Below are 25,036 nucleotides of genomic sequence, written 5' to 3' on the forward strand. Positions count from 1 at the left end.
GCCCTTGAGGCCGTCATTGTTGGCTTAGTTTGTACCCGCCGGCTCGACCGGGCGTCCATTTGACCTTGGTTTAAGAGGCTGTCCGCAAATGCCGTTTTCGACGCGTTTTGGTGCACTGCCGCTGTTCTCAAATCGTAGTGCTTGCTGCCGCACTGTAGCAGATCGGCTCATCGCCTTTGACAGGCACGCGCGAAGTTGATCAAAGACGGCATGTCCAAGGCGCTGTCGCTCCTCATCCTCGCCATCATGGCGATCCAGCTGGTCAAGCCGCTCGGCCTGCCCGGCCTGAGGCGGCGCCGCGATTTCTGGAAGCTCGCGGTGCTGGCGCTGGCGGCGATTTCTGCGACCGCGCTGCTGGGGCACTAGAAAGCCGGCGCCAGGCCCTGCCACGAAATATGCGCGCCGAGCAGGGCCAGGCCGGCAAAGAACCAGCGCCTGAAGGTTTCAGCCGCGATGCGACCGCGCAGCCAGCCGCCGAGCCACATGCCGGCAAGCGCCGGCAGGATCGCGAAGGCCGACATGCCGACCTGATGGAGCGGAACCGCATCGTTGGCCCACAGGCCGATACCGAGCGCGACGGTCGAGACGGTGAAGGACAGCCCCAGCGCCTGCACCAGATCGTCGCGGCCAAGGCCGATCCCGCCGAGATAGGGCACGGCCGGGATGACGAAGACACCGGTGGCCCCGGTCATGATGCCGGTGAGCGCACCGACAACAGGGCCGGCCCAAGGTTCGGCGACCGGCGGCACCGACATGTTCAGCTTGAGCAGGCCGAGCGCTGCATAGGCGAGCAGTACAAGCCCGAGGCCCGCGGTGACGATTGATGTGTAGCCGCTGGCGATCAGCCCGGTGAAGGCGAGCGTTGCCGCGGACACGGCTGTCATCATCGGCCACAGGCGCCGCACGAGTGCTGCGACATCGGGGCCGGCGAGCAACTGCCAGATGTTGGTGACGAAGGAGGGCAAGAGCAGGATGGCGGCGGCTTCCGCCGGCAGCATGACGAGGCCGAGCAGCCCCATGGCGACTGTCGGCAGGCCAAGCCCAACCACGCCCTTGACCAGCCCGGCAAGGACGAAGACGGCGCCGACGACGATGATGAGCAGGTAGGGCTCAGGCATGGCCGTGACCATGCAATGGTGCCTGACATACAGGCAAGTGCCCCCCACAGTTATGGGGGGTTCGCCGGGGCAAAACCCCATCCCAACCCCGGCGAACCTTACCTGACCGCAAGGGTCAGGCTCCGGCCATCGCCGGCAGCTCATATCAAGCAGGATGCGTGCCAGCTGTTTCTGTGCCGGATTGGGACAAGGCGCCGGGCTGTCGCCCTACAAGTTGACGACGTAAGATCTTGGCGATCGGCTGATGGTCCGTCATGAAGGGCGAGGGGATGACAATGACCGATGGCGATGTAAGACCCAGCAGCCGCGTTTTGTGGTATCTTGATACGTCCAGCGTTGGGAGCGGGGGATGAATTCCCAAGGTGTTGCCAAGGTGCCGTTCGGGCCGACGACCGCTGCGGCGATCGTTCTTTCGCTGATGATCTGCACGCTTGTCGCCTATTTCGTGATGGCTGCTTTGACGATTGCTGTCGGGTGGTTGCCGATGCTCGATGATCTGATCGCGGGCACGTTCCAGCAGGCGCGCTACATCAGGATTTTTGCCGCGATGATTGGCGCTGCCGCGGGCGGGTTTTCCGGTGTCTGGGTGGCGCGGGCGGTCTGCGATTTCGCCTTCGCCGCCTATGTGCCGCGCGCGGTGTTTTACGCCATGGCCGTGCTCGCCGCGGCCGGCCTTGCCAAGTGCTGGTACTCGGGATCGCTGGCCGAAAGCGCCGTGGTGCTGGCGCAACTGGTCGCGACCGTCGTCGGCGCCTTCATCTGGTTCTGGCCCGATCGTTCGCCGATCACCATGGGCAACGGCATCATCAGGTCCGACTGATCGGGGAGCAGCCCGATCCGGCCTGACGCGTGACCTGCCGCACCATCGGCAATCGGGCGCGAGCTGCTGGACTTGCCGGCTGCCGGCAGCTACCTGTGGCTGATGAAGCAGAACAATCTCTATCTCATCATCGGCGCACTCGCGGCTGCCGTCATCGCGCTCGGCATCTATGTCTATCGCCAAGAGACCAAGCCCAAGGGTGTCGAGTTGCGCATCGACGAGACCGGCATTTCGGTCCAGGAAAAGTAATCACGGTCTTTGCCGCCAATGCCGGCGTCGCCTCGCTGGCGAAGGCCATGGCAGTGTGTTGACGTTGGCAAGATCTGCGTTGCCGCGCTCCAGGCTTGATGGAATGATGGGTTATGGCGAGATTGACGAACACGGCTCCGAACCGGGTGTTGGCCGTCGACACGATGGTGGTGAACGAAGAGCCGCTGCTGGCGCTGCTCAACCTCGAGACCGATGACGGCGCCGTCGAGCTTGCGATCAACCGCACGATGGCCGAACTGATCGTCGATCAGCTGCTGACCCTGCTCGGATACGACGAGGAAGAATAACCCTCCGCCTCGGCCATCATGGCGTTTTGAACGCCGTTGATGGAACGCTCTGCCGCATCAGGGGTTGTCTCATGACGAGACGAAGGAACCTGCGATGTACGAGCTTTTGCAGAATCTTCTGGCCGCGACCTGGTACGGCCAGCCCGCCGAGGGAGTTGGCGACGCCTTGCCCGACGAGGCGGCCACCGGGAGCGTCAGCGCGCGCCTGCATAGCGATCTTGATACCTGTTTCCAGGCGATCCACGAGCAGATTTCCGAGCGCGAGCGATGAACTATCGCTACGACGCCGCAGGCTCCCTGATCAGGGCATCCCTGGAACGATGGAGAGGGCGGCCAATCACGTTCGGAAACCAGAATGGCCGCGAAACGGGTGCACGCGCGCCGCGGGTTTGGCCCCGATCCGATCCTGGTGGCGCGGTTTCTCGGCACGCAGCGAGGAACAGGAAGCCAGCGGACGAATATGGCAACACGGAACGGGTCGTTGAGGCGCCGGAGAAGGTCTCGGACGGCCGGAACCCGCCGAAATCAAAGCCGCCCACCGGGTCAGGAGAGGAGTGAGCCACGTGAACGTCGCTAACCTGCAGCTCGAGGGCCTGCTGATGGCCATCGCCACGATCAACAACGTGCTGGTTCGCAAGGGCGTGGTTTCCAGCGAGGAGATCGACATCGCGCTACGCAAGGCCGAAGCCGGCGAGACAGCGGCAGAGCGCTCCGGAGAGTTGTCGCCGGCAAATCGCGACGCCGTCAATTTTCCGATCCGCCTGCTGCAACTGGCCAACCAGTGCCAGCCGGAAACGGATATGCCGTCGTTTTCGGCGCTGGCCCGCATGGTTGGCCAGATGAAGGAGCCCTATAACGACCAAAGGTGAGCTCTGCCTCAACCCTTTTGCCGTCGTGCCACATGCCGCGCTGCTTCGATTGTTTTCAGATGGCGCGGCGTGAGGCAGCCGCGGGGGCAGAATGAAGATCCTTGTTTTCCAGCATCTCAGGGTCGAGCATAGCGGCATCTTCGCCGCGTTCTGGCGCGAGGCTGGACATAGCGAGCATGTCGTGGAGCTGGATGAGGGCGAGGGGATTCCCGACCTCGACAACTTCGACATGCTGGCCGTCATGGGCGGACCGATGGACGTCTGGCAGGAGGAGGCGCATCCGTGGCTGAAGCCGGAGAAGGCAGCGATCCGGCGCTGGGTGCGCGAGCTCAAGCGGCCCTATCTCGGCATTTGCCTCGGTCACCAGCTTCTGGCTGACGCGCTAGGCGGCAAGGTCGGGCTGATGAAGGCGCCGGAGGTTGGGCTGGCAACCGTCGAGCTGACGCAAGCCGGTCGCACCGACCGACTGTTTGCGGGCATCGGCCCTGACATCGAGACGCTGCAATGGCATGGCGCGGAGGTGTCTGTGTTGCCGGAGGGTGGCGAATCTCTCGCCGCCAACCTTGCCTGTCCGATCCAGGCGCTGCGTGTCGGCGAAAGGGCCTACGGCTTCCAGTATCACATGGAAATCACCGACCGCACCGTCGGCGACTGGTCGGAAATTCCGGAATATGCCGCGAGCCTGGAGCAGGCGCTGGGGGCCGAGGAAGCTGCACGCCTGGCGCAGACGGTGGCGCCGCACCTGCCGGTATTCCGCAAGACGGCGAGCCGCATCAACGACAATTTCTTCGCCGCCATCGGCGGCTGAGATACAGCCGATTCCGGCCCTTGTCGGCCACAAACCGCCATGGCCGGGTTGTATTCGCTGGCGTATCGCCCTAGGCAGGCATGAACGAGAAGAAGAGGACAGAACATGCCCAGGCCAACGAACTACAATCAGGACCGTCGCGACCGCGACCGCGCCAAGGCAGCGAAGAAGGCCGACAAGTTGGCCGCCAAGGCCGAAGCCCGGCTGCGCGGCAAGGCCGGCTCGGAGCTCCAGTCGGAGCCCGAAAGCGAAACCGAAGAGTAAGGTGCTTAATGCGCCCGACCGGGCGCATGTGAAACACGAACCTGTGTATCCGGCCTTGGCCGGTGCGCCGGTCAGTCCTTGTCGTTGATAAAGATGCTGGCTTCGCGCGCCGCGGCGACAAAAGCCCGCCGCGCCGCCATGGCCGGCTTTTCGCCCGAAATAGCGTCGGAGCATGCCTGAAGGGCGGCCCGATGCTTCGGGCTTTTCTTGCCAGACCAGCTGTTGAGCAGGAAGGCTGAGGCTTCCTTGGCGCTGCGAAGCAGCAGGGGCGTACCGGCGGGGTCGCCCTTTACGGTGATGGGCGTTTCGAACCTGATGTTTTCCATGGTCGCTCTCATACGCGAAAGTGCTGGGGGAAGCGAGCCGCATAACGCCTGGTGGTTGAAGCGTGGCCAGCATGCGGCGCAGCGCCTCCACATTTGGTTGAGAACAGACTGGCACTTGTGAGGCTGGAGCTGGCATGAGAGAGGAGGCGGGCTCGGCATGCATCGTGCCGGACGAGGGGGAACAATGACAAGCAAACGGATACTGCCTGCTGTTCTAGGCCTGTTGATTGCCAGTGCCGCGCCGTCATCGGCCGAAGGCGACCGCTACCGGGCCTTCAGCACCACCGCAGAGAGCATCACCGGCGACATCTCGATGGACGATTTCTCCATCACCTTCGCCAATGGCCGATCGCTGAAGTTCGCCGCCTTGCTGGGCGACCATTTTACTGTCGACGGCGAACGGGTGAACGCCTCGGTCTACAGCGTCGAGGACCCCTCGGATCCCGAGCTGGAAAACGGCAATAGGCTGTGCGGCGCCGGCGACGTGACTTACCTGGCGAGTTGGTCCGGCGGCGAGGGCCTGACGACCGTTGCTGTGTTCACCGGCGACGAACCGCCGGAAAGCAGCGCGGATATGTGCGCGTCGTATACGTATCAGGATTGATAGGAGCTGGTGGGGGGTGCCCGAGCTACTGTTTCGGTGGCGCCTGCTGGTTTGAGGACAGCGCGCCGCACGGTTTCCCTTGTCGCGGCGGCGATCCTCTTGGTCAGCAATTGTGAAGATGACGGCAAAAAATGCCGCCAGACCGATGCCTGCTCCAAGAAACCAACCGACCGCTCCGAACAATGTTCCAACCATCCAGACGCAAGCGCCAACAACAAGCATGACAAAAAATGCTTGGGCCGTGAATTTGGGGTCTCCGGGCATGGAGAAAATCCAGGCGATCAAGGAGGCGCCTGCAATTGTGCGACATTGACGTTCGCGGCGCATTCTTGCCGGCATAAACAAAAAAAGCCCCGGATCGCTCCGGGGCTTTCGCATTTCTGCCTGATGGCCTGGCTTACGCGGCCTTTTCCAGCGCGGACCTCCACTGGCCGAGGGCGGCCAGGTGGTTCATGTGGGCGCGGTGGGTGAAGGCGGCCTGACCGGCGGCGAGGTTTTCGGCCTTGCCCGACCATGCCTTCTGCGGCGCTGCCTGCAGCGCGCGGCCGTAGGAGAAGGTCAGCTTCCACGGGTGCGGACCGATGGCGTTGATGGCGTTGAGGTTGGCGGTAGCCTCCTCGTCGGACTGGCCGCCCGAGAGGAAGGCGATGCCCGGGACCGCAGCCGGAACCGTCTCGCGGAACAGCTTGATGGTCTTTTCTGCGATTTCCTCGGCGCTGGCCTGCCTGGCGGCCTTCTTGCCGGAGATGACCATGTTTGGCTTCAGGATCGTGCCTTCGAGCACGACGCGGGCGGCGTAGAGCTCGTCATAAAGCTTGACCAGTGTTGCCTTGGTGACGTCGTAGCAAGTGTCGATGTCATGTGCGCCGTCCATCAGCACTTCCGGCTCGACGATCGGCACGATGCCGGCTTCCTGGCAGAGTGCAGCGTAGCGGGCGAGTGCCTGGGTGTTGGCCGAGAGCGAGTAGGCCGACGGCACGTTCTTGCCGGTGTCGATGTCGATTACGGCGCGCCATTTGGCGAAGCGGGCACCGAGCTTGTAGTACTCGGCCATGCGCTCACGCAGGCCGTCGAGGCCTTCGGTGATGGTGTCGCCGGGGAAATTGACGATGGCCTTGGCGCCGGCGTCGACCTTGATGCCGGGAATGGCGCCCGATGCCTTGATGAGATCGACCAGCGGCGTGCCGTCGGCGGCGGACTGGCGAATTGTCTCGTCGTAGAGGATGACGCCGGAGATGTACTTGGTCATCGCCTCCTTGGTGCGGAACATCATCTCGCGATAGTCGCGGCGGCTGTCGGCCGTCGACTCGACGCCGATGACGTCGAAACGCTTCTTGATGGTGCCGGAGCTTTCGTCCGCAGCCAGAATGCCCTTGCCGTTCGCCACCATGGCGACGGCGATGTCTTCGAGACGTTCGCTCATACAATTACCTCCTGGTCAGATGCGGCGCGCATAGCAGATGGTTTTCCTGAACGGAATGCCGGCAACAAGCCTATAACCGATTGAAATTATTTCAATCGTTTTAGCTCGCGGGCAAGATTTACGACCGGTTGTTACAGATTTGAACTTATGACTAGACGAATAGCAAAAGGTACAGGATGCGAGGTATCGGAACCGGTCAATTCGACTCGGTCTGACCATACGTGATCGGGTCATCTCGGCCGACCGTGCCGGCGTCTGTCTATCTATTATATCAGTGGATGCTAAAATATTAGCTTGCCGCATGCGCCTGTGCGCATGACGATGATGGGAGGCTGCCATGGCTGATGGCGCAATGAATGTCTCGAAATTCGAGTTCAAGTCCCACAATGAGCCGGACGAGATCCGCTCGCCGGACAAGACCCGTGTCGAAGTGGTGCGGCTGACAGGCTTCACCCTCGGCCGGCTCAATATGGAGCCGGGCTGGCGCTGGTCGGAATGCGTGAAGCCGGTGGTGAAGACCGACAGCTGCCAGGTCTCGCATGTCGGCTATGTCGTTTCGGGCACGCTGACGGTGAGGCTGAATGACGGGACGCAGAAGACGCTGACCAAGGGCACCTCCTACACCATTCCGCCTGGGCACGACGCCTGGGTCGAAGGCAACGAACGTTTCACCTGCATCGAGGTGATGAGCGCCGAGCAGTATGCCAAGCCGGCATAGGTGGGTTCAGGCTTGGGCTGGGAAGCTAGACGGGACGGGCGCAGACGGTGTGGACCCCTCTCCGTCTCGCCCTGCGGGCGAGCCACCTCTCCCCAGAGGGGCGAGGAACCCAAGCTGGAGAAGCCTCGCGCCCAATCCGCGTCTTAGCTGAGCTTGCGGGTAGCTCAGCCTGGCCTCTGGTGTGTCAACCGAACCGCGGATGCTTCCACCGAGAATGCCAGGGAGCTGTCGGTTCAGGACCGGCTTCCTCGCCCCTTTGGGGAAAGGTGCCGAGCGCAGCGAGGCGGAGAGGGGTGCCTGGCGCCGACTAAGCTGGCGTCGCATGAAAAGGGTATTCCCTCGCGATCGCGAGGGAGACAGACTGCTGCACGTCAGGCCTTGAGCACTTCGACGCCGGGCAGTTCCTTGCCTTCCATCCATTCGAGGAAGGCGCCGCCGGCGGTGGAGACATAGGTGAAATCGTCGGCCACGCCGGCATGGTTGAGCGCTGCCACCGTGTCGCCGCCACCGGCGACGGAGACCAGCTTGCCGGCCTTGGTGCGGGCGGCCGCGTGCTGGGCGGCGGAGACAGTCGCCTTGTCGAAAGGCTCGATCTCGAAGGCGCCGAGCGGGCCGTTCCAGACCAGCGTCGAGGCGCGGTCGATCCAGTCGTTGACTGAAGCGACGGTCTTGGGACCGACGTCGAGGATCATGGCATCGGCAGGCACTGCCTCGATGGCGACGACCTCGTTGGCGGCACCCGCCTTGAACTCGCGGGCGATGACGCCGTCCGACGGCAGGATGATTGCGCAGCCGGACTGGGCAGCCTCGATCATGATCTGCTTGGCGGTAGGGGCGAGGTCATGCTCGCACAGCGACTTGCCGACATCGGTGCCGCGCGCGGCGAGGAAGGTATTGGCCATGCCGCCGCCGATGACGAGTGCGTCGACTTTCTTAACCAGGTTCATCAAGAGCTCGATCTTGGTCGAGACCTTGGCGCCGCCGACGATGGCGACGACCGGCTTGACCGGGTTGCCGAGGCCTTTTTCCAGTGCCTCGAGCTCAGCCTGCATGGTGCGGCCGGCAAAAGCGGGCAGCTTGTGGGCGAGGCCTTCGGTCGAGGCATGCGCGCGGTGGGCGGCAGAGAAGGCGTCGTTGACGAAGATGTCGCCATTGGCGGCGAGCTGCTCGACGAAAACAGGGTCGTTCTTTTCCTCGGCCTTGTAGAAACGGGTGTTTTCGAGAAGCAGGATGTCGCCGTCCTTCATGGCGCCGACGGAGGCGGCGGCCTGTTTGCCGATGCAGTCGGCGGCAAAGCCGACCGGGCGCCCGATGACCTGCGATGTGGCGGTCGCGATGGGCGCCAGCGACAGGGCCGGATCGGGGCCGTCCTTCGGGCGGCCGAAATGGGCGAGCAGGATGACCTTGGCACCCTTGCCGGCAAGCTCGGTGATGGTGGGTGCGACACGCTCGATGCGAGTGGCATCCGTCACCTTGCCGTCGGCGACCGGCACGTTGAGGTCGACGCGGACGAGAACCCGCTTGCCGCTGACGTTGCCGATGGTGTCGAGAGTCTTGAAGGCGGCCATAAGGTTCCCTTTCCTATGGAGAGATTGCGCGGACCATACAAATCGCGGGCGCGGATGCAAGGTTTGCGCGGCGGAGTGGGTGAAATTTTGATGCTCACGGCCCTTCCTGTTGCGGTCGTGAGCGGCTATCGCCGGAGAAACGAGGGGAAGCATGCGCATCGCGGTCACCGGCACGCACGGCAGCGGCAAGACGACCCTCATCGACGACCTTGTCGCCGCACATCCAGCCTATGAGCACGAGCAGGAGCCCTATTGGGCGCTGGCGCAGCATGGCACGCCATTCGCCGACGGTGCCACATCGGCTGATCTCGAGGAGCAGCTGGAGCAGAGCTGCGCGATGATCCTGGCGTCAGTTGCTTCGCCCGACATCGTCTACGACCGCTGCCCGCTCGATTTCGTCGCCTATCTGGAAGTGGTCGCAGTCCGGGAGGGCTTCGAGTGGGTGCCGAGCGGCAAGCTGCTCGGCAGGATCGAAAAGGCACTCGCGTCGCTCGGCCTCGTCGTCTTCCTGCCGCTGTCGCGGCCGGACGAGATCGACGTGACGATCGAGCTTCCACGGCTGCGCAGCAAGGTGGATACGCGGCTGAAGGCGATCATCCGCGACGACAAGCTCGGGCTTCTCGAAGGGCGCCCCAAAATCCTCGAACTGCGGGGCACGCGGGCGGAGTGGCTGGCGCGGCTTGCGGAGATTGTGGCCGGGTGAAGACGGCGCTGCTTGCCGCGCAGTCTGCCGGCAATCTGCGGGATGCCGAATCCGCGCACCGTCCGGCCTTAGATGTTCTTGATATGTTCCAGTCCGGCTGATACATTTCTGCGGAATGCTGGAGGATAATGACGATGAGTGCTTATGCCACTGTTGGTGCGATCGACGGTGCCAAGTCGAACGCCTTTTATGACGCGACCTTAGCTACGATCGGCTGGAGCAAGCACACGGAGTTTCCGGGTTGGCGCGCCTATTCGGAGGGCGGCAAGGGCGATGGCTTCGTGCTCTGGGTCTGCAAGCCGTTCGATGGTGAGCTCGCCAGCGGTGGCAACGGCTCGATGGTCGGCTTCATGGTCAAGTCCACCGCAGAGGTGGATGCGTTCCACGTGGCGGCGATGCAGCATGGCGGAACCGATGAAGGCGGGCCGAACCCGCGTCCGCACTACGGGCCGGACTGGTATTCCGCCTATGTGCGTGATCCCGCCGGGAACAAGCTTGCGGTGGTCTACAACGGGTGAGGTTGAGGACGGGCGGTTGCTGTCAGGCGATCCTTCCAGGGCGCGGCCCCTGTCGCAGACGGGCTGCAAGCAGAGAGGCTGAGTGCTTGATAGGCGCGACGTCGATGCCCTCCCTACTCCTTGTGGGGAGGGCTGTAGGGGTGTTTTGGGGTGTCGCGCGACGTGTACCCCACAAGCGGAGGGGTGCGCCTCACGCGTCCTCGGATAACCCCTCGGAGGTCGTCGACGCTTCCGTCTTGGTCTGCTTCTCCGGCCGCTTGGCGAAGAAGCGCCTGATGCGGTCGCTGATCTCGCCGCCGCTGAGGAACACCGGGACCGGCGGCGGGGGCGGGGCGGGCTCGATCGACAGGCCGACAGAGACGATGCGGCCCTTTTCGTCGACGTCGCGGACGATCAGGTCTATGAGGCCGAGCGAGACGCGGTCGGCATATTCGACATGGCCGCGCAGGCGCAGCTTGATCAGCTCGGCGATGGTGAGCTTGCGCTCTTCTTCCTTGACGGTCGCGCCATAGGCGGCTTCCAGCTCGCCGGCGAGATGGGTCTGGTCGACGGTGAAGGCGCCGAAGAAATCTTCGTCCTCGGCATCGACCTCGGCACGGCTGGCGAAGAGCCGGTCGAGCAGGCGCGGGTAGCGGTCGGGCACGAAGATGTAGACGTTGTCTCCTGCCTGAAGGCGGCCCATGTCCTGGAAGCGCATCGAGCGGCCGTCGCGCACGACCAGCGAGGGCCGCGCCCAGCGCGGGATTCGCTGCCCCTTGGCGACCGGCGAGCCCGGTACGACGCGATAGGCGAGCAGCTCGTGGTGAGCGGAGCCGGGCAGTTCGAGCTCGACCTTGTCGAGCGGGCCGAAGCGCTGCGGCACGATGAGGCCGAGGCGGCGGGCGAGCGGGCCGACCGTCCAGCCCTGGATGACGAGCGACGTCAGCACGATGATGAAGGCGATGTTGAAGATATCCCTGCCGTTCTCCAGTCCGCCGAGCACGGGGGTGATGGCGAGCAGGATGGAGACGGCGCCGCGCAGGCCGACCCAGGAAATGAAGGCCGTTTCCTGGCGCGGGATGTTGAACGGGATGAGGCAGAGCCAGACCGCCACGGGGCGTGCGACGAACATCAGGAACAGGCCCAGCACCAGTGCTGCGACCAGGATTTCAGGGAACTGCGACGGCGTGGCGAACAGGCCAAGCACCAGGAACATGATGATCTGGGCGAGCCAGGACATGCCGTCCTGGAAGCGCTTGAGCGTGGATACGGCGCGGATGTCGGAATTGCCGGCCACGAGGCCGGCGAGATAGACGGCGAGGAAGCCCGAGCCGCCAACAGCGCCGGCTGCGGCGAAGACCAGCAGCGACAGCGTCAGCACGAAGATCGGCAACAGGCCACGGTCGAGGTTGAGCCGTTCGACCAGCTTGACGATGAGGAAGCCGCCGAGCAGGCCGATGGCAGCACCGAGGATCATCTGGACGAAGAAGCCGACGACGAGATCGACAAGCAAAAGGTCGGTGTCGGGCTTGGCCCCGAGCGCGATGATCTCGACAAGGGTGATGGTCAGGAAGATGGCGATCGGGTCGTTGGTGCCGGACTCGATTTCGAGGGTCGAGCGGACGCGCTCGCGCAGGTTGATGTTGCCGGCGCGCAGCAGGAAGAACACGGCGGCAGCGTCGGTCGAGGCAACGGCGGCCCCGAGCAGGAAGGATTCGAGCCAGGTAAAGCCGGTGAGATAATAGGCGGCGATGCCGAAGACGACTGTGGTGATGCCGACGCCGATGGTGGCGAGCGTAAGAGCCGGCATGCCGGCCTGGCGCAACACGCCGACGGGCGTGCCGAAGCCTGAGTCAAACAGGATGACGGCAAGTGCTATGGCGCCGACGAAATAGGCGATGTGGGCATTGTCGAAGACGATGCCGAGACCGTCGACGCCGCTGGCAAGGCCGATGCCGAGGAACAGCAACAGCAGCGGGGCGCCGAAGCGGAAGGCGATCAGGCTCGAAAACGCCGCCGCCACGACCAGCGCGGTGCCTACCAGCGTGATGAGATATACCGCCTGTTCCATCCCCGACCCGTCTGCGAACCACCTGTTAGCTGCGTCGGTTGAGAGTGCGGCGAAGAAAAGGCCATGTCCAAGCAAGAATGGATTTTTGCCGGCTTGGACCAAACATTTTTGCATTGCGGTAGAAATGAAAACGCCCGGCCGAAGCCGGGCGTTGCCAATAGGTTAGTGCATGACCCCGAAATCGAAAGTCGATTTCGGAAAGGATCATGCAGCCGTTAAGTGCTACAGCGTCCTTTGCGCGTCCTGGCGGACGCGCGGCGCTGTAGTCGCCCGAGGCGGGCGCGGCAATCAGCCGATGGTGCGGCCCATCACGACGGCCGTGTCGGCCATGCGGTTGGAGAAGCCCCACTCGTTGTCGTACCAGGACATGACGCGCACGAGGTTGCCCTCGATGACCTTGGTCTGGTCGAGCGCGAAGGTCGACGAGGCCGGGTTGTGGTTCATGTCGACGGAGACCAGTGGCTCGTCGGTGAAGGCGAGGACGCCCTTGAGCGGGCCGTTGGCGGCAGCGATGAGCACCGCGTTGACCTCTTCGACCGTGACGTTCTTCTTGGCCAGGAACTTGAAGTCGATGCAGGAGACGTTCGGGGTCGGCACGCGGATCGAGACGCCGTCGAGCTTGCCCTTGAGTTCCGGCAGCACCAGGCCGACGGCCTTGGCGGCACCGGTCGAGGTCGGGATCATCGACATCGCCGCGGCGCGGGCGCGGTAGAGATCCTTGTGCATGGTGTCGAGCGTCGGCTGGTCACCAGTGTAGGCATGGATCGTGGTCATGAAGCCCTTTTCGATGCCGAAGGCATTGTTGAGGACCATGGCGACGGGAGCCAGGCAGTTGGTGGTGCAGGACGCATTCGAGATGACGATGTGGTCCTTGGTGATCTTGTCGTGGTTGACGCCGTAGACCACGGTCAGGTCGGCGCCGTCGGCGGGTGCCGAGACGATGACGCGCTTGGCGCCGGCGGCGAGGTGCGCCGAAGCCTTGTCCTTCGAGGTGAAGATGCCGGTGCATTCGAGCGCGATGTCGACGCCGAGTTCCTTCCACGGCAGCTGCGACGGGTCCTTGATCGCGGTGACCTTGAACTTGTCGGTGCCGATGTTGATCTGGTCGCCCTCGACCTTCACTTCGTGCGGGAAGCGGCCATGCACGCTGTCGTAGCGCAGCAGGTGGGCGTTGGTCTCGACCGGGCCGAGATCGTTGACGGCGACGACGTCGATGTCCTTGCGGCCCGACTCATAGATGGCACGCACGATGTTGCGGCCGATGCGGCCGAAACCATTGATGGCAACTCTAACGGTCATGTTGGTTCTCCTGGGGGACGTCTTATGCCTGAAGCCGAGCCGTGGCGGCCTTTGCGGCAGCCTCGGCGGTGATGCCGAAATGCTTGTAGAGCTCTTCGATCGGGGCGCTGGCGCCGAAGCCGTGCATGCCGATGAAGACGCCGTCGGAACCGATGAAGCTGTCCCAGCCCTGGCGGATGCCAGCCTCGATGGCGACCTTGACCTTGGCATTGCCGATCATCGCCTTGCGATATTCCGGGCTCTGCTGTTCGAACAACTCGAAGGCGGGGACCGAGACGACGCGGGTCGGGTGGCCGGCGGCCTGCAGCAGCTTGCGGGCGTCGAGCGCGATCTCGACCTCGGAGCCGGTGGCGAAGATGGTGACTTCGGCATCGCCGTCGGCAGTGGCGAGTTCATAGGCGCCGTAGCCGCAGAGGTTTTCCTCGACATATTCGGTGCGTACCGCCGGCAGGTTCTGGCGGGTCAGCGCCAGCGTCGAAGGGGTCTTGCGATTCTCCAGCGTCAGCTGCCAGCACTCGGCAGCTTCCGTGGCATCGGCCGGACGGAAGACGATGTGGTTGGGGATGGCGCGCAGGGCCGCCAGATGCTCGACCGGCTGGTGGGTCGGGCCGTCTTCGCCGAGACCGATCGAATCGTGGGTCATGACGAAGCCGACGCGGATGCCCATCAGCGACGCCAGGCGCATGGCCGGGCGGGCATAGTCGGAGAAGCACAGGAAGGTGCCGGAGTAGGGGATGACGCCGCCATGCAGCGCCATGCCGTTCATCGCCGCGCACATGCCGAGCTCGCGGATGCCGTAGTGGACGAAGCGCTGGCCGTAGTCCTCGGCCGTGATGTTCTTAGTCTGGCTGGTCTTGGTGTTGTTGGAGCCGGTCAGGTCGGCCGAGCCGCCGATGGTTTCGGGCACGACGCCGTTGATCACCTCGAGCGCCATTTCCGACGACTTGCGGGTGGCGACCTTCGGCTTGTCGGCGGCGAGCTTCTTCTTGTACTCGGCGATGGCGGCGTCGAAGCTGGCGGGCAGGTCGCCGCGCATGCGGCGCTCGAACTCGCCACGGACTTCCGTGCCGGCCTCGGCGAGGCGCTTTTCCCAGTCGACGCGCTTCTTGGCCGAGTTCAGGCCGGCGAGACGCCATGCGTCAAGGATGTCGGAGGGGATCTCGAAGGCAGGGTATTCCCAACCGAGTGCCTTGCGGGTCGCCTCGATTTCGGCAGCACCCAGCGGCGAGCCATGCACCTTGTTGGTGCCGGCCTTGGCCGGCGAGCCGAAGCCGATGGTGGTCTTGGCGGCGATCAGCGTCGGGCGGTCGGAGCGCTTGGCGGCCTCGATGGCACCAGCAATGGCTTCCGGATCATGGCCGTCAATGGCCAGCGTGTTCCAGCCGGATGCAGCGAAACGCGCGAGCTGATCGGTCGAATCCGACATCGAGATCGGGCCGTCGATGGAAATGTTGTTGTCGTCCCAGAAGACGATCAGCTTGTTGAGCTTGAGGTGACCGGCAAGCGACAGCGCCTCCTGCGAGATGCCTTCCATCAGGCAGCCGTCGCCGGCGAGCACGTAGGTGTAGTGGTCGACGAGCTTGTCGCCGAACTGGGCATTCATGATGCGTTCGGCGAGCGCCATGCCGACGGCGTTGGCGAGACCCTGGCCGAGCGGACCGGTGGTCGTCTCGATACCGGCGGCGTGGCCGTATTCAGGGTGGCCGGCGGTCTTGGAGCCGAGCTGGCGGAAATTCTTGATCTCGTCGAGGCTGATGTCCTCGTAGCCCGAGAGGTAGAGCACCGAGTAGAGCAGCATCGAGCCATGGCCGGCCGACAGCACGAAGCGGTCGCGGTCGTGCCAGTGCGGGTTTGCCGGATCATGCTTGAGGAAGCGGGTGTAGAGCACGGTCGCGATGTCGGCGGCGCCCATTGGCAGGCCGGGATGGCCGGAGTTGGCCTTCTCGACCGCATCCATGGACAGAAAGCGGATCGCATTGGCCATCCGGTCGTGTTTTTCGCGCGAGGACATCGTCCCTCCCATAGCCGAGAAAAGGGGCCGCCGACGGCCCCAGAAAGGTGGGGGGACACATAGCAGGCACAGGGCTTGAGTCAACAAATCGGTGCGTTTTCGCGCCCTCATTGCGGCGCGAAGTCACGCCCCGGTCGCTTCGCTGTGTCGGCTTGGACACGCTTAGTGGGGGAAAGACAAAACAGCTTTGTTGACGCCTCCTTCAACCGGTGCCTAATGTTTCCTTGATAACGCGTTCTGAAACGTGCGCGATTCGGTGATGGGCGGGGGTCTACGAGAGCCATGACCGGGGATACGACACTCAGGGAAGTCATTGGCCGGCTAGGCAGGGCGATCGATACGCTCGAGGGCGCGGTCGCCGCGCGGCTCGAGCACGATCAGGACTACGGCGAAGCCGAAGCCGAGGTCCAGCGCATGAATGCCGACCGGGCGCGGCTGGCGCAGGAACTCGACAATTCCGAAGCCCGGGCCGAACGGCTGGAAGAAGCCAACAAGGAAGTCTCGCGGCGGCTCGTGACGGCGATGGAGACGATCCGCGCCGTGCTGGACAGGTAGGGTGGAGATGGCGCAAGTCACCGTTACCATCGATGGCAAGCAATACCGCATGGCCTGCGACGAGGGCCAGGAAGAGCACCTCATCGACCTTGCCAACCGTTTCGACCGCTACGTGCTGCATCTCAAGGATTCGTTTGGCGAGATCGGCGACCAGCGACTGACCGTGATGGCCGGCATCATGGTGATGGACGAGTTGTCCGAGCTGCAGAAGCGCGTCAAGGGCATGGAAACCGAAGTGCTGACGCTGCGCAAGACGCGCGACGATGCCTTGACCAAGGCCGATAAGAACGATGCGGCGCTGATCGGCGCGCTGGGCTCGCTGGCCGAGCGCATGGAGCAGCTGGCGCTGAGCCTGACGAAAAAGGCCTGAGCGCGGGGAAAGTTCTGGGACGGGCTTCCACCTTCGGGGGAAGATGGAGACCGAAAGAAGAACGCGCCGGCATGCCGGCGCGTTTTTTGTTTCAAGTTGAGGCCGATTGTCAGGCGTCGATGGTGCGCAGCGCCTGGGCCTGCTTCTTGGCAGCGGCCTTGACCGCGTCCTGGACCTTTTCGAAGGCGCGGACCTCGATCTGGCGGACGCGCTCGCGGCTGATGTCGAATTCGGCCGAAAGCTCTTCCAGCGTCAGTGGCTCGTCGGCAAGGCGACGCGCCTCGAAGATGCGCTTTTCGCGGTCGTTGAGCACCGACATGGCGCTCGCCAGCATGCCGCGGCGGTTGTCGAGCTCGTCCTGCTCGATGAGCATGGTTTCCTGGCTGTCATGGTCGTCGACAAGCCAGTCCTGCCACTCGCCCGACTCGCCTTCGCTGGCGCGGATGGGTGCATTCAGCGAAGCGTCGCCCGACAGGCGGCGGTTCATCGACACCACCTCGGCCTCGGAGACATTGAGGCGCGTGGCGATCTCGGTGATGTGCTCGGGCTTCAGGTCGCCGTCGTCGAGCGCCTGAATCTTGCCCTTGACCTTGCGCAGGTTGAAGAACAGACGCTTCTGGTTGGCGGTGGTGCCCATCTTGACCAGCGACCACGAGCGCAGGATGTACTCCTGGATCGAGGCCTTGATCCACCACATGGCATAGGTGGCGAGACGGAAACCGCGCTCCGGCTCGAATTTCTTGACGGCCTGCATCAGGCCGACATTGCCTTCCGAGATGACTTCGCCGATGGGCAGGCCATAACCGCGATAGCCCATGGCGATCTTGGCCACGAGACGCAGGTGGCTGGTGACCAGCTTGTGGGCGGCGGTGGTGTCTTCATGCTCGTTGTACCGCTTGGCGAGCATGTACTCTTCCTGCGGCTGGAGCATCGGAAAGCGACGGATTTCTTCCAGGTAGCGGCTGAGGCCGCCCTCGCCGGAAACGATACTGGGTAGTGACTGGGCCATAAAGCACCCTCCCTCTTTGCGAGATATGCCCCCTGATCCAGGCGAGCATGTGGCGCGGCTGCCGAATGCCTGTCGCGCTATGGGTCTTATACAGGAACAAAACCAGAAAAGACACTATTTGTTCAACGCGAAACAGAGTGTCACGCCTAAGTGAACAATACGAGTCAGGTTTTCTGATCGAAGGTTCAGAGATTGCGAAAGCCTTCGACCAATTCCCCCATGTCGCGAGGCAAGGGCGCCTCGAACCGCATGATGAGATGGGAAGCCGGGTGGCGAAATGCAAGGAGGCGGGCATGCAAAGCCTGGCGTGGAAATGCCTTGACCGCGGACTTCAACGGTTCGGGCAGCCGGTTCGACTTGGTCCGGAAGGCCTGGCCATAGTCGGGATCGCCGACGACGGGGTGGCCGATATGGGCCATGTGAACGCGAATCTGGTGGGTGCGCCCGGTTTCCAGCCGGCATTCGACAAGGCTTGCCGTGGTGAATTCGGCCTGGTCCTGGCCGAACCGCTCCTGCACGGTGAAATGGGTGATGGCGTGGCGGGCGTCGTCGCGGTGTTCGGGCACCACGGCGCGGCGGACACGGTCGGCGTGGCGGCCGAGCGGAGCGTCGATGGTGCCGGTCATGCGCTGTGGAAAGCCCCAGACCAGCGCGTCATAGGCGCGTTCGAGGTCGCCGGTGCGGCCATGGTCGGCAAAGGCCTCGGACAGCGACTTGTGGGCGCGGTCGGTCTTGGCAACGACCATGACGCCCGAGGTCTCCTTGTCGAGGCGATGGACGATGCCCGGCCGCTTGACGCCGCCTATGCCCGACAGGCTGTCGCCGCAATGGTGGATCAACGCATTGACCAGCGTGCCGGTCCAGTTGCCGGCGCCGGGATGGACGACGAGGCCGGCCGGCTTGTTGATGACGATCAGCTCGTCGTCCTCATAGAGAATGTCGAGCGGTATCGCTTCGCCCTCGGGTTCGGCCGGTTCGGCCTCGGGCATGTCGATGGCTATTTCGTCGCCGGCATCCAGCTTGCGCTTGGCCTCCTCGACGACCTTGCCGCCGATGCTGACCGCACCCTGCTTGATCAGCGCCTGGACGCGGCTGCGCGACAGATCGGGCGCAAGGCGGCCGGCCAGCCACTGGTCGAGCCGCACACCTGCGGCATCGGCGTCGGCTTCGAGCACTATCAAAGTGCCTGTCGCTTCGCTATCTGATGCGCTCATAACAATTGTTCCGGAAGTTTTGCCATGTCTCGGCCCGCTATCGAAGAAGAAGACAAGCCGCTCGACCCGTCGGTTGAGCGTGTCCGCAGGAAACTGGTCCGCTTCTTCATCATCAATATAGGGCTGTTGTTCATCGCCCTTATGGCCGTCCTCGGCGGCGTTGTCTACAAATCGCGGACGCCGGAGGCGGCCGCTCCGGTGGCGAGCGGCGACATCCAGGTGCCGGCGGGCGGCCAGATCAGCGGCGAGATCATCCTGCCGGTGGGCGCCAAGATCATGTCGCAGGCGCTGTCGGGCAACCGCATCTCGATAGACGCCGAACTCGTCGACGGCAGCAGGACCATCTTCCTCTACGACATGTCAGAACGGCGCCTGATCGGCCAGTTCCAGGTCCGCACCAAGTGAGCGGCTTCGCCGCCCGGCGCCGCATCGCCACCGTCTCGGTGGTCGTCGCCGATTACGACCAGGCGATCGCCTGGTATGTCGGCAAGCTCGGGCTTTCGCTTGTTGAGGATGTCGACCTCGGCGGCGGCAAGCGCTGGATAACTGTCGAGCCGGGCAGCGGGCAGGGCGCAAGGCTGCTGCTCGCCAAAGCGGATGGCGAGAGCCAAGTGGCGGCAATCGGCAACCAGACCGGCGGGCGTGTGTTCCTGTTTCTGGAGACCGACAATTTTGCCCGCGACCATGCGGCGATGCTGGCCAATGGCGTCGAATTCCGTGAAGCGCCGCGCCACGAGGCCTATGGCACCGTCGCCGTGTTCGCCGATCTCTGCGGCAATCTGTGGGATCTGATCGAACCGAAGCGTTGATGCCCCTGCGGCAGCCTGGACAAGTGCAAATAACGCGTGCCGGGCTGTTGCTTTTTCGAAAACGCCAGCCTATATGGCCGATCTCGGCTGCGCCCATCGTCTAGCGGTCAGGACACCGCCCTCTCACGGCGGGAACAGGGGTTCGATTCCCCTTGGGCGTACCAAGTTTTCCAAGCACTTGTTTTACTTCGGGCCGAAGCCGTCAGATGACGGTCAGGCGAGGTGGCGTTCGTGATCGCGTGGTCCTTGCTCGGCTATTGTTGAGGGTTCACCGTCACCCGTAGGCTGCTCGCTTAAGCAAATCGTTCACGGAAATTAATTGATTTCACTCCTGCCAGCGACCCGCTGTCTATAGTGTCGATGCTTGCCGCGAAGATTACGCGATCTTACATTGGCGTGGGCGGCTAGTCTTACAGCCCGCGGGGGATCCCTGAATGACAGAAGTCGAGAACGAGTATCTTGAGCTTCCCGACGATCCCGACGAGGGTTTCGCGGTATTGCAGCGCCGCAAGTATGCAAAACTGGAGGAGGCTTGGAATAACAATGAGGGCAACAGCACCTGGTATCTCGAACGGCAATACGTCGATCACCTGACCGCGTTCGATGAAGTTCACGCGCTTGGTTTGCTGATAGCTTTCCGCAACCCTCCCAAGGGTGACAACGAGTTCTCCAACTTCTTTCAGGACTTCCGACGACATGCGGAAATCTCGTCGCAAAAAATACTTATGGAAGCGGCACGGCGTCAGAAGGTCAACGCCGAGAACATCATAGTGCTGGACGCTACTGCCCGCCAGACGATCCACACGCTAATCGCGGCGATACGTGAGCGGCTCACCGAAATGGTGTTGCCCGAGGAACTTCGGCAGTCTCTGTTCAATAAGCTCAACACGTTTGCTTCCGAGGTTGACCGCACCCGGACGCGCACGGAAGCCTTCTTTGCCTTCGCAGTACAAGCTGCCCGCACCAGCAAACACGTCAATGACGAACTCAAACCCCTGCAACAAACTATCGACCGCATTTTTGACTGGATCGAAAAGGCCAAGAAGTTGAAGGACGCGCTCCCGCCGTGGAGCGAGCGGAAACAAATCGAGCCGCCCAAGAAGGCTCTTCCAAGCCCGGACAAACCGACTAGGGGGGGGCAGCCGGGATTTGGACGATGACATACCGTTTTAGGGATGGGCGCGATGGCAGGACTTGAACCTGCATCTTCCCGCCATTACTCTCCTAGTGCGACCAAGGATTTCGTTAGCAAGCGGGTGCTCTATCCAGTTGAGCTACATCGCGAAACTTTGTGCAGATCTGCCAAGCCTTGACAAGCCGTCTAGCGGCTTCAGCTGGGATTTGGACATGATCCCGTTTAGGGGTGGGCGCGACGACAGGACTTGAACCTGCATCTTCCCGCCACTACTCTCCGAGCGCGACCAAGGATTTCGTTAGCAAGCGGGTGCTCTATCCAGTTGAGCTACGTCGCGAAACTCTATGCGGCTCCTTCTACCTTCTTCTGCCGGATTTTTCTCTGTTCCTTTGCCTTGCGGAACTCCGGCTCCACGGCTCCCAGTTTCCAAACCAAAGGCATCAGGTCGTATCCATTGGCGATCTGGGACTTGCGGCCTGAGAAGCGGTTGATGCGCCGGATGAAGCCGTCCTTTTCCAGCGTCGTAAGATGCCGCTGGACTTGCCGGGGGCTGAGACCCATACGGCGTGCTATGCTTTCCTTGGCGGGATGCGGTTCTTTGTCGGCATCCCACCAATGGTGGATGAGTTGGACAAGCACATTGAACTCGGCATGTCCGATTTCCAGTCTGCCTTGTGCTTCCATAAGAAGGTTGGGCAGCATCGTGTATCCGTGCTTCATCACGGGCGCGCCGAACTTGTCTTCGGCCCGGCGCTTGTCCTTCTTGGCGAAGGGTAGCTTGATCACGGTGGCAGTTGTTGGCGCGATTTCATTTGTCATGAGGCGAATATGCTCATCACCCGTGCTTAGCACAAGGGCTCCAAGAGGCGGGACTGGGAGACAAAACTGACTAGGCCAGAGGCGTAGTGTTGCGTGCTACTGGACGCTTACGTGCTACCTAGACTAGTTGTCTCTAATTCGTAGGACATCTGCGACCGCCCCTGGAAGTCAAGATTGGCTCCCGGTGGAGAGACAAATTCGTCTCCCTGAAATGTGCTGCGGGTCAAAATTAGCTGTATCGGCACGTCGCCCGCTGCATGTCCTGAGCCTGCTTGGAAAGCGCTTGGCTTCGCGAATGGTGGAAGCTGTCCGGCTGATTGGCCACTCGGGAGCAATCTTTTACGGGCGGCCGAAGCGGTGACAGTTCGATGGCGCAGATGATCCGGAAAAGCCGGCAGTTTCTCCAGGCCCATTCATTAATCGAACGGCCGCAGGTGAACGGGCAGGCATAAAGCCCGAAACACTCACTTCGTCCGGCAAAGTCCGGTCTTGGTGATTTCCTTGTCGCCGTCGTGATAGGCGATGCCGACCTTTTCGCCGGCAAGCGAGGTGATAGTGCCCTGTACCACTCGCCGGCGCTCTTGAAGTTGCACTCGACCTTGGAGCCAATCATCCAGTCGTAGCGACGGTCGTTTCACGCTCGTTGTCGTCGTAGCGGACGGTGATGGTGTCGCCATCGATCTTTTCGATGACGCTGGACGTGCTCGATCAGCAGCTGGTGACGATTGCGGAACTTCGCCTTTGCCGAAGCGTTGCGGGTGGCAGAGGAGAATGTTGCCATGCTTCGAACGTTAGCATTGCTTGTTGTCGGCTACGCTGCCTACCGGGTCGGTCGGGAGTTCATCGCCAGCGTGCCGTCGGATTTCGATCCGGTGCCGGCGCCCTCGGCTCAGCCCAAGCGTCGCCGCAAGCCGGCCGCGAAGCCGAGTGCCACTGCCACGGCTACCACACACTGAGATTGTTGCCCGCCCAGTCTCAAACCGGTCGAACGAGTTCACTCGAACGTGGCACTTCCATCTCGTCGGTTCGAATCCGCTCCAGCTGTCCGGTTTCGGGTTCGGGCTCGACATCTGCCTCACGGTCGTGGTCGAACTGCTGCGCCTCGGGCAGAGGATGCAGCCAGTTTTCCCGTCGGCCAGTCCAGAGTTCATATTGAGGCGTCAGATCGGAGGGCACCACGTCGAGACTGCCGAGCATGACTTCGGCCTCGTCGTCGCTGACGAAGGTGACGCGGCTGCCGCAGGTGACGCAGAAGCTGCGGTTGCCATATGTGCTGACCTGGCCCGTCTGTTCGAGGGTCGAAACCGGCCAGACGGCATAGGCGGAAAATGCCGAACCGCTGGTCTTGCGGCAATCGGCGCAGTGGCAGATTCCGACACGCAGAGGCTCTCCGGTCACGCGGAATGTGACGGCACGGCAATAGCAGCTGCCGAATCGGATTGTCTCGCTGCGACAGTTTTCCATGGCAGAGCTCCTTTCCGCTTCAAAGGAAAGCCACAGGCAAACGTTCCCTGGGTTAGAGGGGCATGCGGCCGCGTTTCGGCGTTACGATCCATGGCTCGATCGACACCGCTTCGGTTTCGCGGATGCCGACGGAGCGGGCAAAGCCGGCAAAGGCATTGCGGGCACCATCGACCGACAGCCGGTCCTCGCGTGCCGCATGGCAAGCGCGCATCGCCGTGTTGTAGATCGGTCCGCGCCTTTGTTCGGGCCACCTTGCGAGGAAGCCGAGCGCATCGGCGACACTGGCAATCTGCAGGATGGCCTGATCGGCGTCCCTGACGAAGATCGGGGTGGAAAAGGTTTTGGCTGTCATCACTTCCTCCCGGGTCATGGACCGTCTTTCGAGCAAGCGAACCTGCCGGCTTTCGGCGCGACAGGCAGACCAGGAAAATGGCGACGGCAGCCTTTCCCGTCAAGAATGGAGTTCAAGCCGCATCCGGCGACGCGGCCAGTATTCCGGCCTCGTTGCAAAAGCTTTCGAAAGCTTCCCTTGCCTCATCGACAGGGATCGAGCCGTTGATCGCGGCCTGGAGGGCGTTTTCTGCAAGATAGAAGAACGGGTTGCGCTTGTCTTGCGGCCAGCCGTCAAGAAACTCCACGGCATCCGGCACCGAGACGACCTCGCGCAGCGAAAACTCTCCATCTTTGACCCAGACGTTCGGTGTAAAATCCATCCACCAAAACGCGCCCGATGGCGGAGAGTTGCATCGGCGGGCCTCAGTGCGCAGTCGATCGATAGCATTTTTTCTTAACAAGAGAGGGCATCGGCCGACAACGCTCGAGGTGCCATGCCGCCGCGAAATCATCCTGTGCTATCGGTTCTCCTGTAGGGATCGGCAAGGTTCAATTCAGGATTGCTTGATATCAACTGGCCGAGTTACTGACCGGAACTGGAGCCGCCTTTGAAGGGGGCTCATTGCCAAAAATGCAATTGCCATCGCGACTTTCATGCACATGCCCGCCCAGAATCCGCCCCGCCGCCCGACAGACCCGATGAGCGCAGCGGAGCTGACTGCGCATCCGCTCTTTCCACGCATCGACCGGCGCCTGGCTCTCCATCTGATCGCCATCCACGAGCAGACGCCAAGGCTGGCGCGGCTCAAGGCTTCGCACCGCAAATGGCTGATGACCCAGTCGCTCTATGCGCTTACGCTCGAGCGCACGGAGGACGACCCTCATTCCGGCCTTTCGCAGTCGCGCCTGGTCGACATCGCCACCAGCATCGGCGCTGTCAGCCACAACACGGCACGAGCCTTTCTGCAGGAATTGCTGACCTATAAGTTTCTGACCGAGATCCCCACCCCGCATGACAAGCGGCTACGCCTGCTCGACACGACCGAGGCGAGTCGGAAGGCGATGACCGGCTGGTTCATGGGGCATATGAGCTGCCTCGATGAACTGGACAATGGCGGGCGGCACGCCCGCTGCACCGCCGACGACAGGATCTTCCGCGCCGCCCAGCCACGCGCAGCCCGGCGGCTGATCGAGAACCCGGTGTGGCGTTATCCGGCCGAAAGCATCAATTCGTTCCTGCAGTCGGAACTGGGCGGGATGATCCTGCACGAGCTCATATCGCGCATCGAAGATTTCATCCCGCAAGACGGCAAGGTGATCGTCGGTCCCTCCAGCCTGGCGGAACTCGCCACGCGATACTTCATCTCCGTCACGAACCTGCGCAGAATGTTCAAGAAAGCGGAAACAAGCGGGCTGATGGGCTGGTCGGAGGCATCGGACCAAAGGGTGTTGTGGCTGTCGGCGACGTTCCTGGACGACTATTTCCTGTGGCAGGCGCAGAAATTCGCTGCCCTTGACGAGGCCTATTGCTGGGCGGTCCAGAACATTGTCGGGCACAACCACTCTGCAACCGGCTGATCCAAGCGCGACGATGTAGAAATGCCGCGACATCAACAGGCGGCAAGATAGAACCAGATTTGGTCGTTTCCGGACGCGCAGGCAGCCCTTATCA

32 protein-coding genes and 3 tRNA genes are annotated in these 25,036 nt (G+C 62.7%); 20 read left to right on the forward strand and 15 right to left on the reverse strand.

Translation table 11 applies throughout. The features are described 5' to 3' along the window. Positions 1-210: 210 nt before the first annotated feature. A complete protein-coding gene (locus H5P29_RS08540) occupies positions 211-366 on the forward strand; it encodes a hypothetical protein (protein WP_183195089.1) in 156 nt (51 codons plus the stop codon). On the opposite strand, the gene H5P29_RS08545 is transcribed toward H5P29_RS08540, so the two are convergent. Further along, a complete protein-coding gene (locus H5P29_RS08545) occupies positions 363-1,118 on the reverse strand; it encodes a sulfite exporter TauE/SafE family protein (protein ID WP_185910309.1) in 756 nt (251 codons plus the stop codon). The genes H5P29_RS08540 and H5P29_RS08545 overlap by 4 nt on opposite strands. A gap of 349 nt (positions 1,119-1,467) precedes the next feature. On the opposite strand from H5P29_RS08545, the gene H5P29_RS08550 reads away from it, so the two are divergent. The 7 genes from H5P29_RS08550 to H5P29_RS08580 all read left to right on the forward strand — a co-directional run bounded on the left by H5P29_RS08550 (position 1,468) and on the right by H5P29_RS08580 (position 4,436). Further along, the gene (locus H5P29_RS08550) at positions 1,468-1,938 is read left to right on the forward strand and encodes a hypothetical protein (protein ID WP_067957146.1); all 471 of its coding nucleotides are present in this window, start codon (positions 1,468-1,470) and stop codon (positions 1,936-1,938) included. 72 nt (positions 1,939-2,010) lie between these two features. Next, entirely contained in the window at positions 2,011-2,187 is a 177-nt protein-coding gene (locus H5P29_RS08555) for a hypothetical protein (RefSeq protein WP_154385706.1), read from the forward strand. Between the two features lie 113 nt (positions 2,188-2,300). Beyond that, positions 2,301-2,495 carry a hypothetical protein gene (locus tag H5P29_RS08560; RefSeq protein ID WP_154385705.1) on the forward strand — a complete coding sequence of 65 codons (195 nt, stop codon included), beginning with the start codon at positions 2,301-2,303 and terminating at the stop codon, positions 2,493-2,495. 94 nt (positions 2,496-2,589) lie between these two features. After that, complete coding sequence (locus tag H5P29_RS08565; RefSeq protein ID WP_154385704.1) at positions 2,590-2,766, forward strand: hypothetical protein; 177 nt, start codon at positions 2,590-2,592, stop codon at positions 2,764-2,766. A gap of 292 nt (positions 2,767-3,058) precedes the next feature. Next, positions 3,059-3,364 carry a hypothetical protein gene (locus tag H5P29_RS08570; RefSeq protein WP_185910310.1) on the forward strand — a complete coding sequence of 102 codons (306 nt, stop codon included), beginning with the start codon at positions 3,059-3,061 and terminating at the stop codon, positions 3,362-3,364. Between the two features lie 91 nt (positions 3,365-3,455). Then, positions 3,456-4,172, forward strand: a complete 717-nt coding sequence (locus H5P29_RS08575) for a type 1 glutamine amidotransferase (protein ID WP_154385703.1) — start codon at positions 3,456-3,458, stop codon at positions 4,170-4,172. A 105-nt stretch (positions 4,173-4,277) separates the two neighbouring features. After that, positions 4,278-4,436 carry a hypothetical protein gene (locus tag H5P29_RS08580; protein ID WP_169808313.1) on the forward strand — a complete coding sequence of 53 codons (159 nt, stop codon included), beginning with the start codon at positions 4,278-4,280 and terminating at the stop codon, positions 4,434-4,436. A 71-nt stretch (positions 4,437-4,507) separates the two neighbouring features. On the opposite strand, the gene H5P29_RS08585 is transcribed toward H5P29_RS08580, so the two are convergent. Continuing rightward, complete coding sequence (locus H5P29_RS08585) at positions 4,508-4,762, reverse strand: DUF982 domain-containing protein (RefSeq protein ID WP_067957155.1); 255 nt, start codon at positions 4,760-4,762, stop codon at positions 4,508-4,510. A 184-nt stretch (positions 4,763-4,946) separates the two neighbouring features. Here H5P29_RS08585 and H5P29_RS08590 point away from each other — a divergent pair, with 184 nt between their 5' ends. Next, positions 4,947-5,366, forward strand: a complete 420-nt coding sequence (locus H5P29_RS08590) for a hypothetical protein (protein WP_154385702.1) — start codon at positions 4,947-4,949, stop codon at positions 5,364-5,366. Positions 5,367-5,763: 397 nt separating this feature from the next. Here H5P29_RS08590 and H5P29_RS08595 read toward each other — a convergent pair whose 3' ends face one another. Continuing rightward, entirely contained in the window at positions 5,764-6,789 is a 1,026-nt protein-coding gene (locus H5P29_RS08595; RefSeq protein WP_154385701.1) for a class I fructose-bisphosphate aldolase, read from the reverse strand. A 337-nt stretch (positions 6,790-7,126) separates the two neighbouring features. On the opposite strand from H5P29_RS08595, the gene H5P29_RS08600 reads away from it, so the two are divergent. After that, complete coding sequence (locus tag H5P29_RS08600) at positions 7,127-7,507, forward strand: cupin domain-containing protein (protein WP_154385700.1); 381 nt, start codon at positions 7,127-7,129, stop codon at positions 7,505-7,507. A gap of 371 nt (positions 7,508-7,878) precedes the next feature. Here the strand turns inward: H5P29_RS08600 and pgk are convergent, their stop codons facing one another. Then, positions 7,879-9,075, reverse strand: coding sequence for a phosphoglycerate kinase (pgk, locus tag H5P29_RS08605; RefSeq protein ID WP_154385699.1), 1,197 nt, complete (start codon positions 9,073-9,075; stop codon positions 7,879-7,881). A 151-nt stretch (positions 9,076-9,226) separates the two neighbouring features. Here pgk and H5P29_RS08610 point away from each other — a divergent pair, with 151 nt between their 5' ends. Together H5P29_RS08610 and H5P29_RS08615 are read left to right on the forward strand one after the other, a co-directional pair. Beyond that, positions 9,227-9,778, forward strand: coding sequence for an AAA family ATPase (locus H5P29_RS08610; protein WP_154385698.1), 552 nt, complete (start codon positions 9,227-9,229; stop codon positions 9,776-9,778). A 134-nt stretch (positions 9,779-9,912) separates the two neighbouring features. Further along, complete coding sequence (locus H5P29_RS08615; protein WP_154385697.1) at positions 9,913-10,296, forward strand: VOC family protein; 384 nt, start codon at positions 9,913-9,915, stop codon at positions 10,294-10,296. Between the two features lie 190 nt (positions 10,297-10,486). On the opposite strand, the gene H5P29_RS08620 is transcribed toward H5P29_RS08615, so the two are convergent. The 3 genes from H5P29_RS08620 to tkt all read right to left on the reverse strand — a co-directional run bounded on the left by H5P29_RS08620 (position 10,487) and on the right by tkt (position 15,656). After that, positions 10,487-12,346, reverse strand: coding sequence for a potassium/proton antiporter (locus tag H5P29_RS08620; protein ID WP_154385696.1), 1,860 nt, complete (start codon positions 12,344-12,346; stop codon positions 10,487-10,489). A gap of 288 nt (positions 12,347-12,634) precedes the next feature. After that, positions 12,635-13,645 carry a type I glyceraldehyde-3-phosphate dehydrogenase gene (gap, locus tag H5P29_RS08625; RefSeq protein WP_154385695.1) on the reverse strand — a complete coding sequence of 337 codons (1,011 nt, stop codon included), beginning with the start codon at positions 13,643-13,645 and terminating at the stop codon, positions 12,635-12,637. A 22-nt stretch (positions 13,646-13,667) separates the two neighbouring features. Continuing rightward, complete coding sequence (tkt, locus tag H5P29_RS08630; RefSeq protein ID WP_067957181.1) at positions 13,668-15,656, reverse strand: transketolase; 1,989 nt, start codon at positions 15,654-15,656, stop codon at positions 13,668-13,670. Between the two features lie 282 nt (positions 15,657-15,938). On the opposite strand from tkt, the gene H5P29_RS08635 reads away from it, so the two are divergent. After that, entirely contained in the window at positions 15,939-16,211 is a 273-nt protein-coding gene (locus H5P29_RS08635) for a DUF4164 domain-containing protein (protein WP_067957185.1), read from the forward strand. Between the two features lie 7 nt (positions 16,212-16,218). Further along, positions 16,219-16,581, forward strand: coding sequence for a cell division protein ZapA (locus H5P29_RS08640; RefSeq protein WP_154385694.1), 363 nt, complete (start codon positions 16,219-16,221; stop codon positions 16,579-16,581). A gap of 109 nt (positions 16,582-16,690) precedes the next feature. Here the strand turns inward: H5P29_RS08640 and rpoH are convergent, their stop codons facing one another. Then, positions 16,691-17,590, reverse strand: coding sequence for an RNA polymerase sigma factor RpoH (rpoH, locus tag H5P29_RS08645; RefSeq protein ID WP_067957191.1), 900 nt, complete (start codon positions 17,588-17,590; stop codon positions 16,691-16,693). 185 nt (positions 17,591-17,775) lie between these two features. Continuing rightward, the gene (locus H5P29_RS08650; RefSeq protein ID WP_154385693.1) at positions 17,776-18,804 is read right to left on the reverse strand and encodes an RluA family pseudouridine synthase; all 1,029 of its coding nucleotides are present in this window, start codon (positions 18,802-18,804) and stop codon (positions 17,776-17,778) included. A gap of 24 nt (positions 18,805-18,828) precedes the next feature. On the opposite strand from H5P29_RS08650, the gene H5P29_RS08655 reads away from it, so the two are divergent. The 4 genes from H5P29_RS08655 to H5P29_RS08670 all read left to right on the forward strand — a co-directional run bounded on the left by H5P29_RS08655 (position 18,829) and on the right by H5P29_RS08670 (position 20,773). Beyond that, positions 18,829-19,209 (forward strand): fimbrial protein, encoded by a 381-nt coding sequence (locus H5P29_RS08655; protein ID WP_067957196.1) that lies wholly within the window; start codon positions 18,829-18,831, stop codon positions 19,207-19,209. Continuing rightward, entirely contained in the window at positions 19,206-19,613 is a 408-nt protein-coding gene (locus H5P29_RS08660; protein WP_185910311.1) for a VOC family protein, read from the forward strand. The genes H5P29_RS08655 and H5P29_RS08660 overlap by 4 nt, the downstream gene beginning before the upstream one ends. 89 nt (positions 19,614-19,702) lie before the next feature. Beyond that, positions 19,703-19,777: transfer RNA gene (locus tag H5P29_RS08665), tRNA-Glu, on the forward strand. Positions 19,778-20,047: 270 nt separating this feature from the next. Beyond that, complete coding sequence (locus H5P29_RS08670) at positions 20,048-20,773, forward strand: hypothetical protein (protein ID WP_154385692.1); 726 nt, start codon at positions 20,048-20,050, stop codon at positions 20,771-20,773. Between the two features lie 16 nt (positions 20,774-20,789). Here the strand turns inward: H5P29_RS08670 and H5P29_RS08675 are convergent. The 3 genes from H5P29_RS08675 to H5P29_RS08685 all read right to left on the reverse strand — a co-directional run bounded on the left by H5P29_RS08675 (position 20,790) and on the right by H5P29_RS08685 (position 21,567). Continuing rightward, positions 20,790-20,897 (reverse strand) — tRNA-Ser (locus tag H5P29_RS08675). An 80-nt stretch (positions 20,898-20,977) separates the two neighbouring features. Then, positions 20,978-21,085, reverse strand: a tRNA-Ser gene (locus tag H5P29_RS08680). Between the two features lie 5 nt (positions 21,086-21,090). After that, positions 21,091-21,567, reverse strand: coding sequence for a helix-turn-helix domain-containing protein (locus tag H5P29_RS08685; RefSeq protein WP_154385691.1), 477 nt, complete (start codon positions 21,565-21,567; stop codon positions 21,091-21,093). Positions 21,568-22,346: 779 nt separating this feature from the next. On the opposite strand from H5P29_RS08685, the gene H5P29_RS08690 reads away from it, so the two are divergent. Then, positions 22,347-22,523, forward strand: coding sequence for a hypothetical protein (locus H5P29_RS08690; RefSeq protein WP_154385690.1), 177 nt, complete (start codon positions 22,347-22,349; stop codon positions 22,521-22,523). 19 nt (positions 22,524-22,542) lie between these two features. Here the strand turns inward: H5P29_RS08690 and H5P29_RS08695 are convergent, their stop codons facing one another. The 3 genes from H5P29_RS08695 to H5P29_RS08705 form a co-directional block, all read right to left on the reverse strand. Beyond that, positions 22,543-23,031 carry a GFA family protein gene (locus H5P29_RS08695; RefSeq protein ID WP_154385689.1) on the reverse strand — a complete coding sequence of 163 codons (489 nt, stop codon included), beginning with the start codon at positions 23,029-23,031 and terminating at the stop codon, positions 22,543-22,545. A 52-nt stretch (positions 23,032-23,083) separates the two neighbouring features. Then, on the reverse strand, positions 23,084-23,383 hold the full coding sequence (locus tag H5P29_RS08700; protein ID WP_154385688.1) for a DUF982 domain-containing protein: 300 nt from the start codon (positions 23,381-23,383) through the stop codon (positions 23,084-23,086). 112 nt (positions 23,384-23,495) lie between these two features. Beyond that, complete coding sequence (locus H5P29_RS08705; RefSeq protein ID WP_185910312.1) at positions 23,496-23,825, reverse strand: DUF982 domain-containing protein; 330 nt, start codon at positions 23,823-23,825, stop codon at positions 23,496-23,498. Positions 23,826-24,063: 238 nt separating this feature from the next. Between H5P29_RS08705 and H5P29_RS08710 the strand changes: the two genes are divergently transcribed. Further along, positions 24,064-24,942 (forward strand): hypothetical protein, encoded by an 879-nt coding sequence (locus H5P29_RS08710; RefSeq protein WP_154385686.1) that lies wholly within the window; start codon positions 24,064-24,066, stop codon positions 24,940-24,942. Positions 24,943-25,036: the final 94 nt, after the last annotated feature.

Origin of the sequence: Aminobacter sp. MDW-2 (genome assembly GCF_014250155.1) — a bacterium.
GTDB lineage: Bacteria > Pseudomonadota > Alphaproteobacteria > Rhizobiales > Rhizobiaceae > Aminobacter > Aminobacter ciceronei.

What these genes read in the sequence shown, in the direction of transcription:
- H5P29_RS08575 (WP_154385703.1), top strand. Translation starts at nt 3,456, where the DNA reads ATGAAGATCCTTGTTTTCCAGCATCTCAGGGTCGAGCATAGCGGCATC.
- pgk (WP_154385699.1), bottom strand. Translation starts at nt 9,075, where the DNA reads ATGGCCGCCTTCAAGACTCTCGACACCATCGGCAACGTCAGCGGCAAG.
- H5P29_RS08655 (WP_067957196.1), top strand. Translation starts at nt 18,829, where the DNA reads ATGTCTCGGCCCGCTATCGAAGAAGAAGACAAGCCGCTCGACCCGTCG.
- tkt (WP_067957181.1), bottom strand. Translation starts at nt 15,656, where the DNA reads ATGTCCTCGCGCGAAAAACACGACCGGATGGCCAATGCGATCCGCTTT.
- H5P29_RS08585 (WP_067957155.1), bottom strand. Translation starts at nt 4,762, where the DNA reads ATGGAAAACATCAGGTTCGAAACGCCCATCACCGTAAAGGGCGACCCC.
- H5P29_RS08580 (WP_169808313.1), top strand. Translation starts at nt 4,278, where the DNA reads ATGCCCAGGCCAACGAACTACAATCAGGACCGTCGCGACCGCGACCGC.
- H5P29_RS08640 (WP_154385694.1), top strand. Translation starts at nt 16,219, where the DNA reads ATGGCGCAAGTCACCGTTACCATCGATGGCAAGCAATACCGCATGGCC.
- H5P29_RS08560 (WP_154385705.1), top strand. Translation starts at nt 2,301, where the DNA reads ATGGCGAGATTGACGAACACGGCTCCGAACCGGGTGTTGGCCGTCGAC.
- H5P29_RS08590 (WP_154385702.1), top strand. Translation starts at nt 4,947, where the DNA reads ATGACAAGCAAACGGATACTGCCTGCTGTTCTAGGCCTGTTGATTGCC.
- H5P29_RS08650 (WP_154385693.1), bottom strand. Translation starts at nt 18,804, where the DNA reads ATGAGCGCATCAGATAGCGAAGCGACAGGCACTTTGATAGTGCTCGAA.
- H5P29_RS08540 (WP_183195089.1), top strand. Translation starts at nt 211, where the DNA reads ATGTCCAAGGCGCTGTCGCTCCTCATCCTCGCCATCATGGCGATCCAG.
- H5P29_RS08615 (WP_154385697.1), top strand. Translation starts at nt 9,913, where the DNA reads ATGAGTGCTTATGCCACTGTTGGTGCGATCGACGGTGCCAAGTCGAAC.
- H5P29_RS08695 (WP_154385689.1), bottom strand. Translation starts at nt 23,031, where the DNA reads ATGGAAAACTGTCGCAGCGAGACAATCCGATTCGGCAGCTGCTATTGC.
- H5P29_RS08620 (WP_154385696.1), bottom strand. Translation starts at nt 12,346, where the DNA reads ATGGAACAGGCGGTATATCTCATCACGCTGGTAGGCACCGCGCTGGTC.
- H5P29_RS08595 (WP_154385701.1), bottom strand. Translation starts at nt 6,789, where the DNA reads ATGAGCGAACGTCTCGAAGACATCGCCGTCGCCATGGTGGCGAACGGC.
- H5P29_RS08670 (WP_154385692.1), top strand. Translation starts at nt 20,048, where the DNA reads ATGACAGAAGTCGAGAACGAGTATCTTGAGCTTCCCGACGATCCCGAC.
- H5P29_RS08550 (WP_067957146.1), top strand. Translation starts at nt 1,468, where the DNA reads ATGAATTCCCAAGGTGTTGCCAAGGTGCCGTTCGGGCCGACGACCGCT.
- H5P29_RS08545 (WP_185910309.1), bottom strand. Translation starts at nt 1,118, where the DNA reads ATGCCTGAGCCCTACCTGCTCATCATCGTCGTCGGCGCCGTCTTCGTC.
- H5P29_RS08690 (WP_154385690.1), top strand. Translation starts at nt 22,347, where the DNA reads ATGCTTCGAACGTTAGCATTGCTTGTTGTCGGCTACGCTGCCTACCGG.
- rpoH (WP_067957191.1), bottom strand. Translation starts at nt 17,590, where the DNA reads ATGGCCCAGTCACTACCCAGTATCGTTTCCGGCGAGGGCGGCCTCAGC.
- H5P29_RS08635 (WP_067957185.1), top strand. Translation starts at nt 15,939, where the DNA reads ATGACCGGGGATACGACACTCAGGGAAGTCATTGGCCGGCTAGGCAGG.
- H5P29_RS08710 (WP_154385686.1), top strand. Translation starts at nt 24,064, where the DNA reads ATGAGCGCAGCGGAGCTGACTGCGCATCCGCTCTTTCCACGCATCGAC.
- gap (WP_154385695.1), bottom strand. Translation starts at nt 13,645, where the DNA reads ATGACCGTTAGAGTTGCCATCAATGGTTTCGGCCGCATCGGCCGCAAC.
- H5P29_RS08600 (WP_154385700.1), top strand. Translation starts at nt 7,127, where the DNA reads ATGGCTGATGGCGCAATGAATGTCTCGAAATTCGAGTTCAAGTCCCAC.
- H5P29_RS08685 (WP_154385691.1), bottom strand. Translation starts at nt 21,567, where the DNA reads ATGACAAATGAAATCGCGCCAACAACTGCCACCGTGATCAAGCTACCC.
- H5P29_RS08610 (WP_154385698.1), top strand. Translation starts at nt 9,227, where the DNA reads ATGCGCATCGCGGTCACCGGCACGCACGGCAGCGGCAAGACGACCCTC.
- H5P29_RS08565 (WP_154385704.1), top strand. Translation starts at nt 2,590, where the DNA reads ATGTACGAGCTTTTGCAGAATCTTCTGGCCGCGACCTGGTACGGCCAG.
- H5P29_RS08700 (WP_154385688.1), bottom strand. Translation starts at nt 23,383, where the DNA reads ATGACAGCCAAAACCTTTTCCACCCCGATCTTCGTCAGGGACGCCGAT.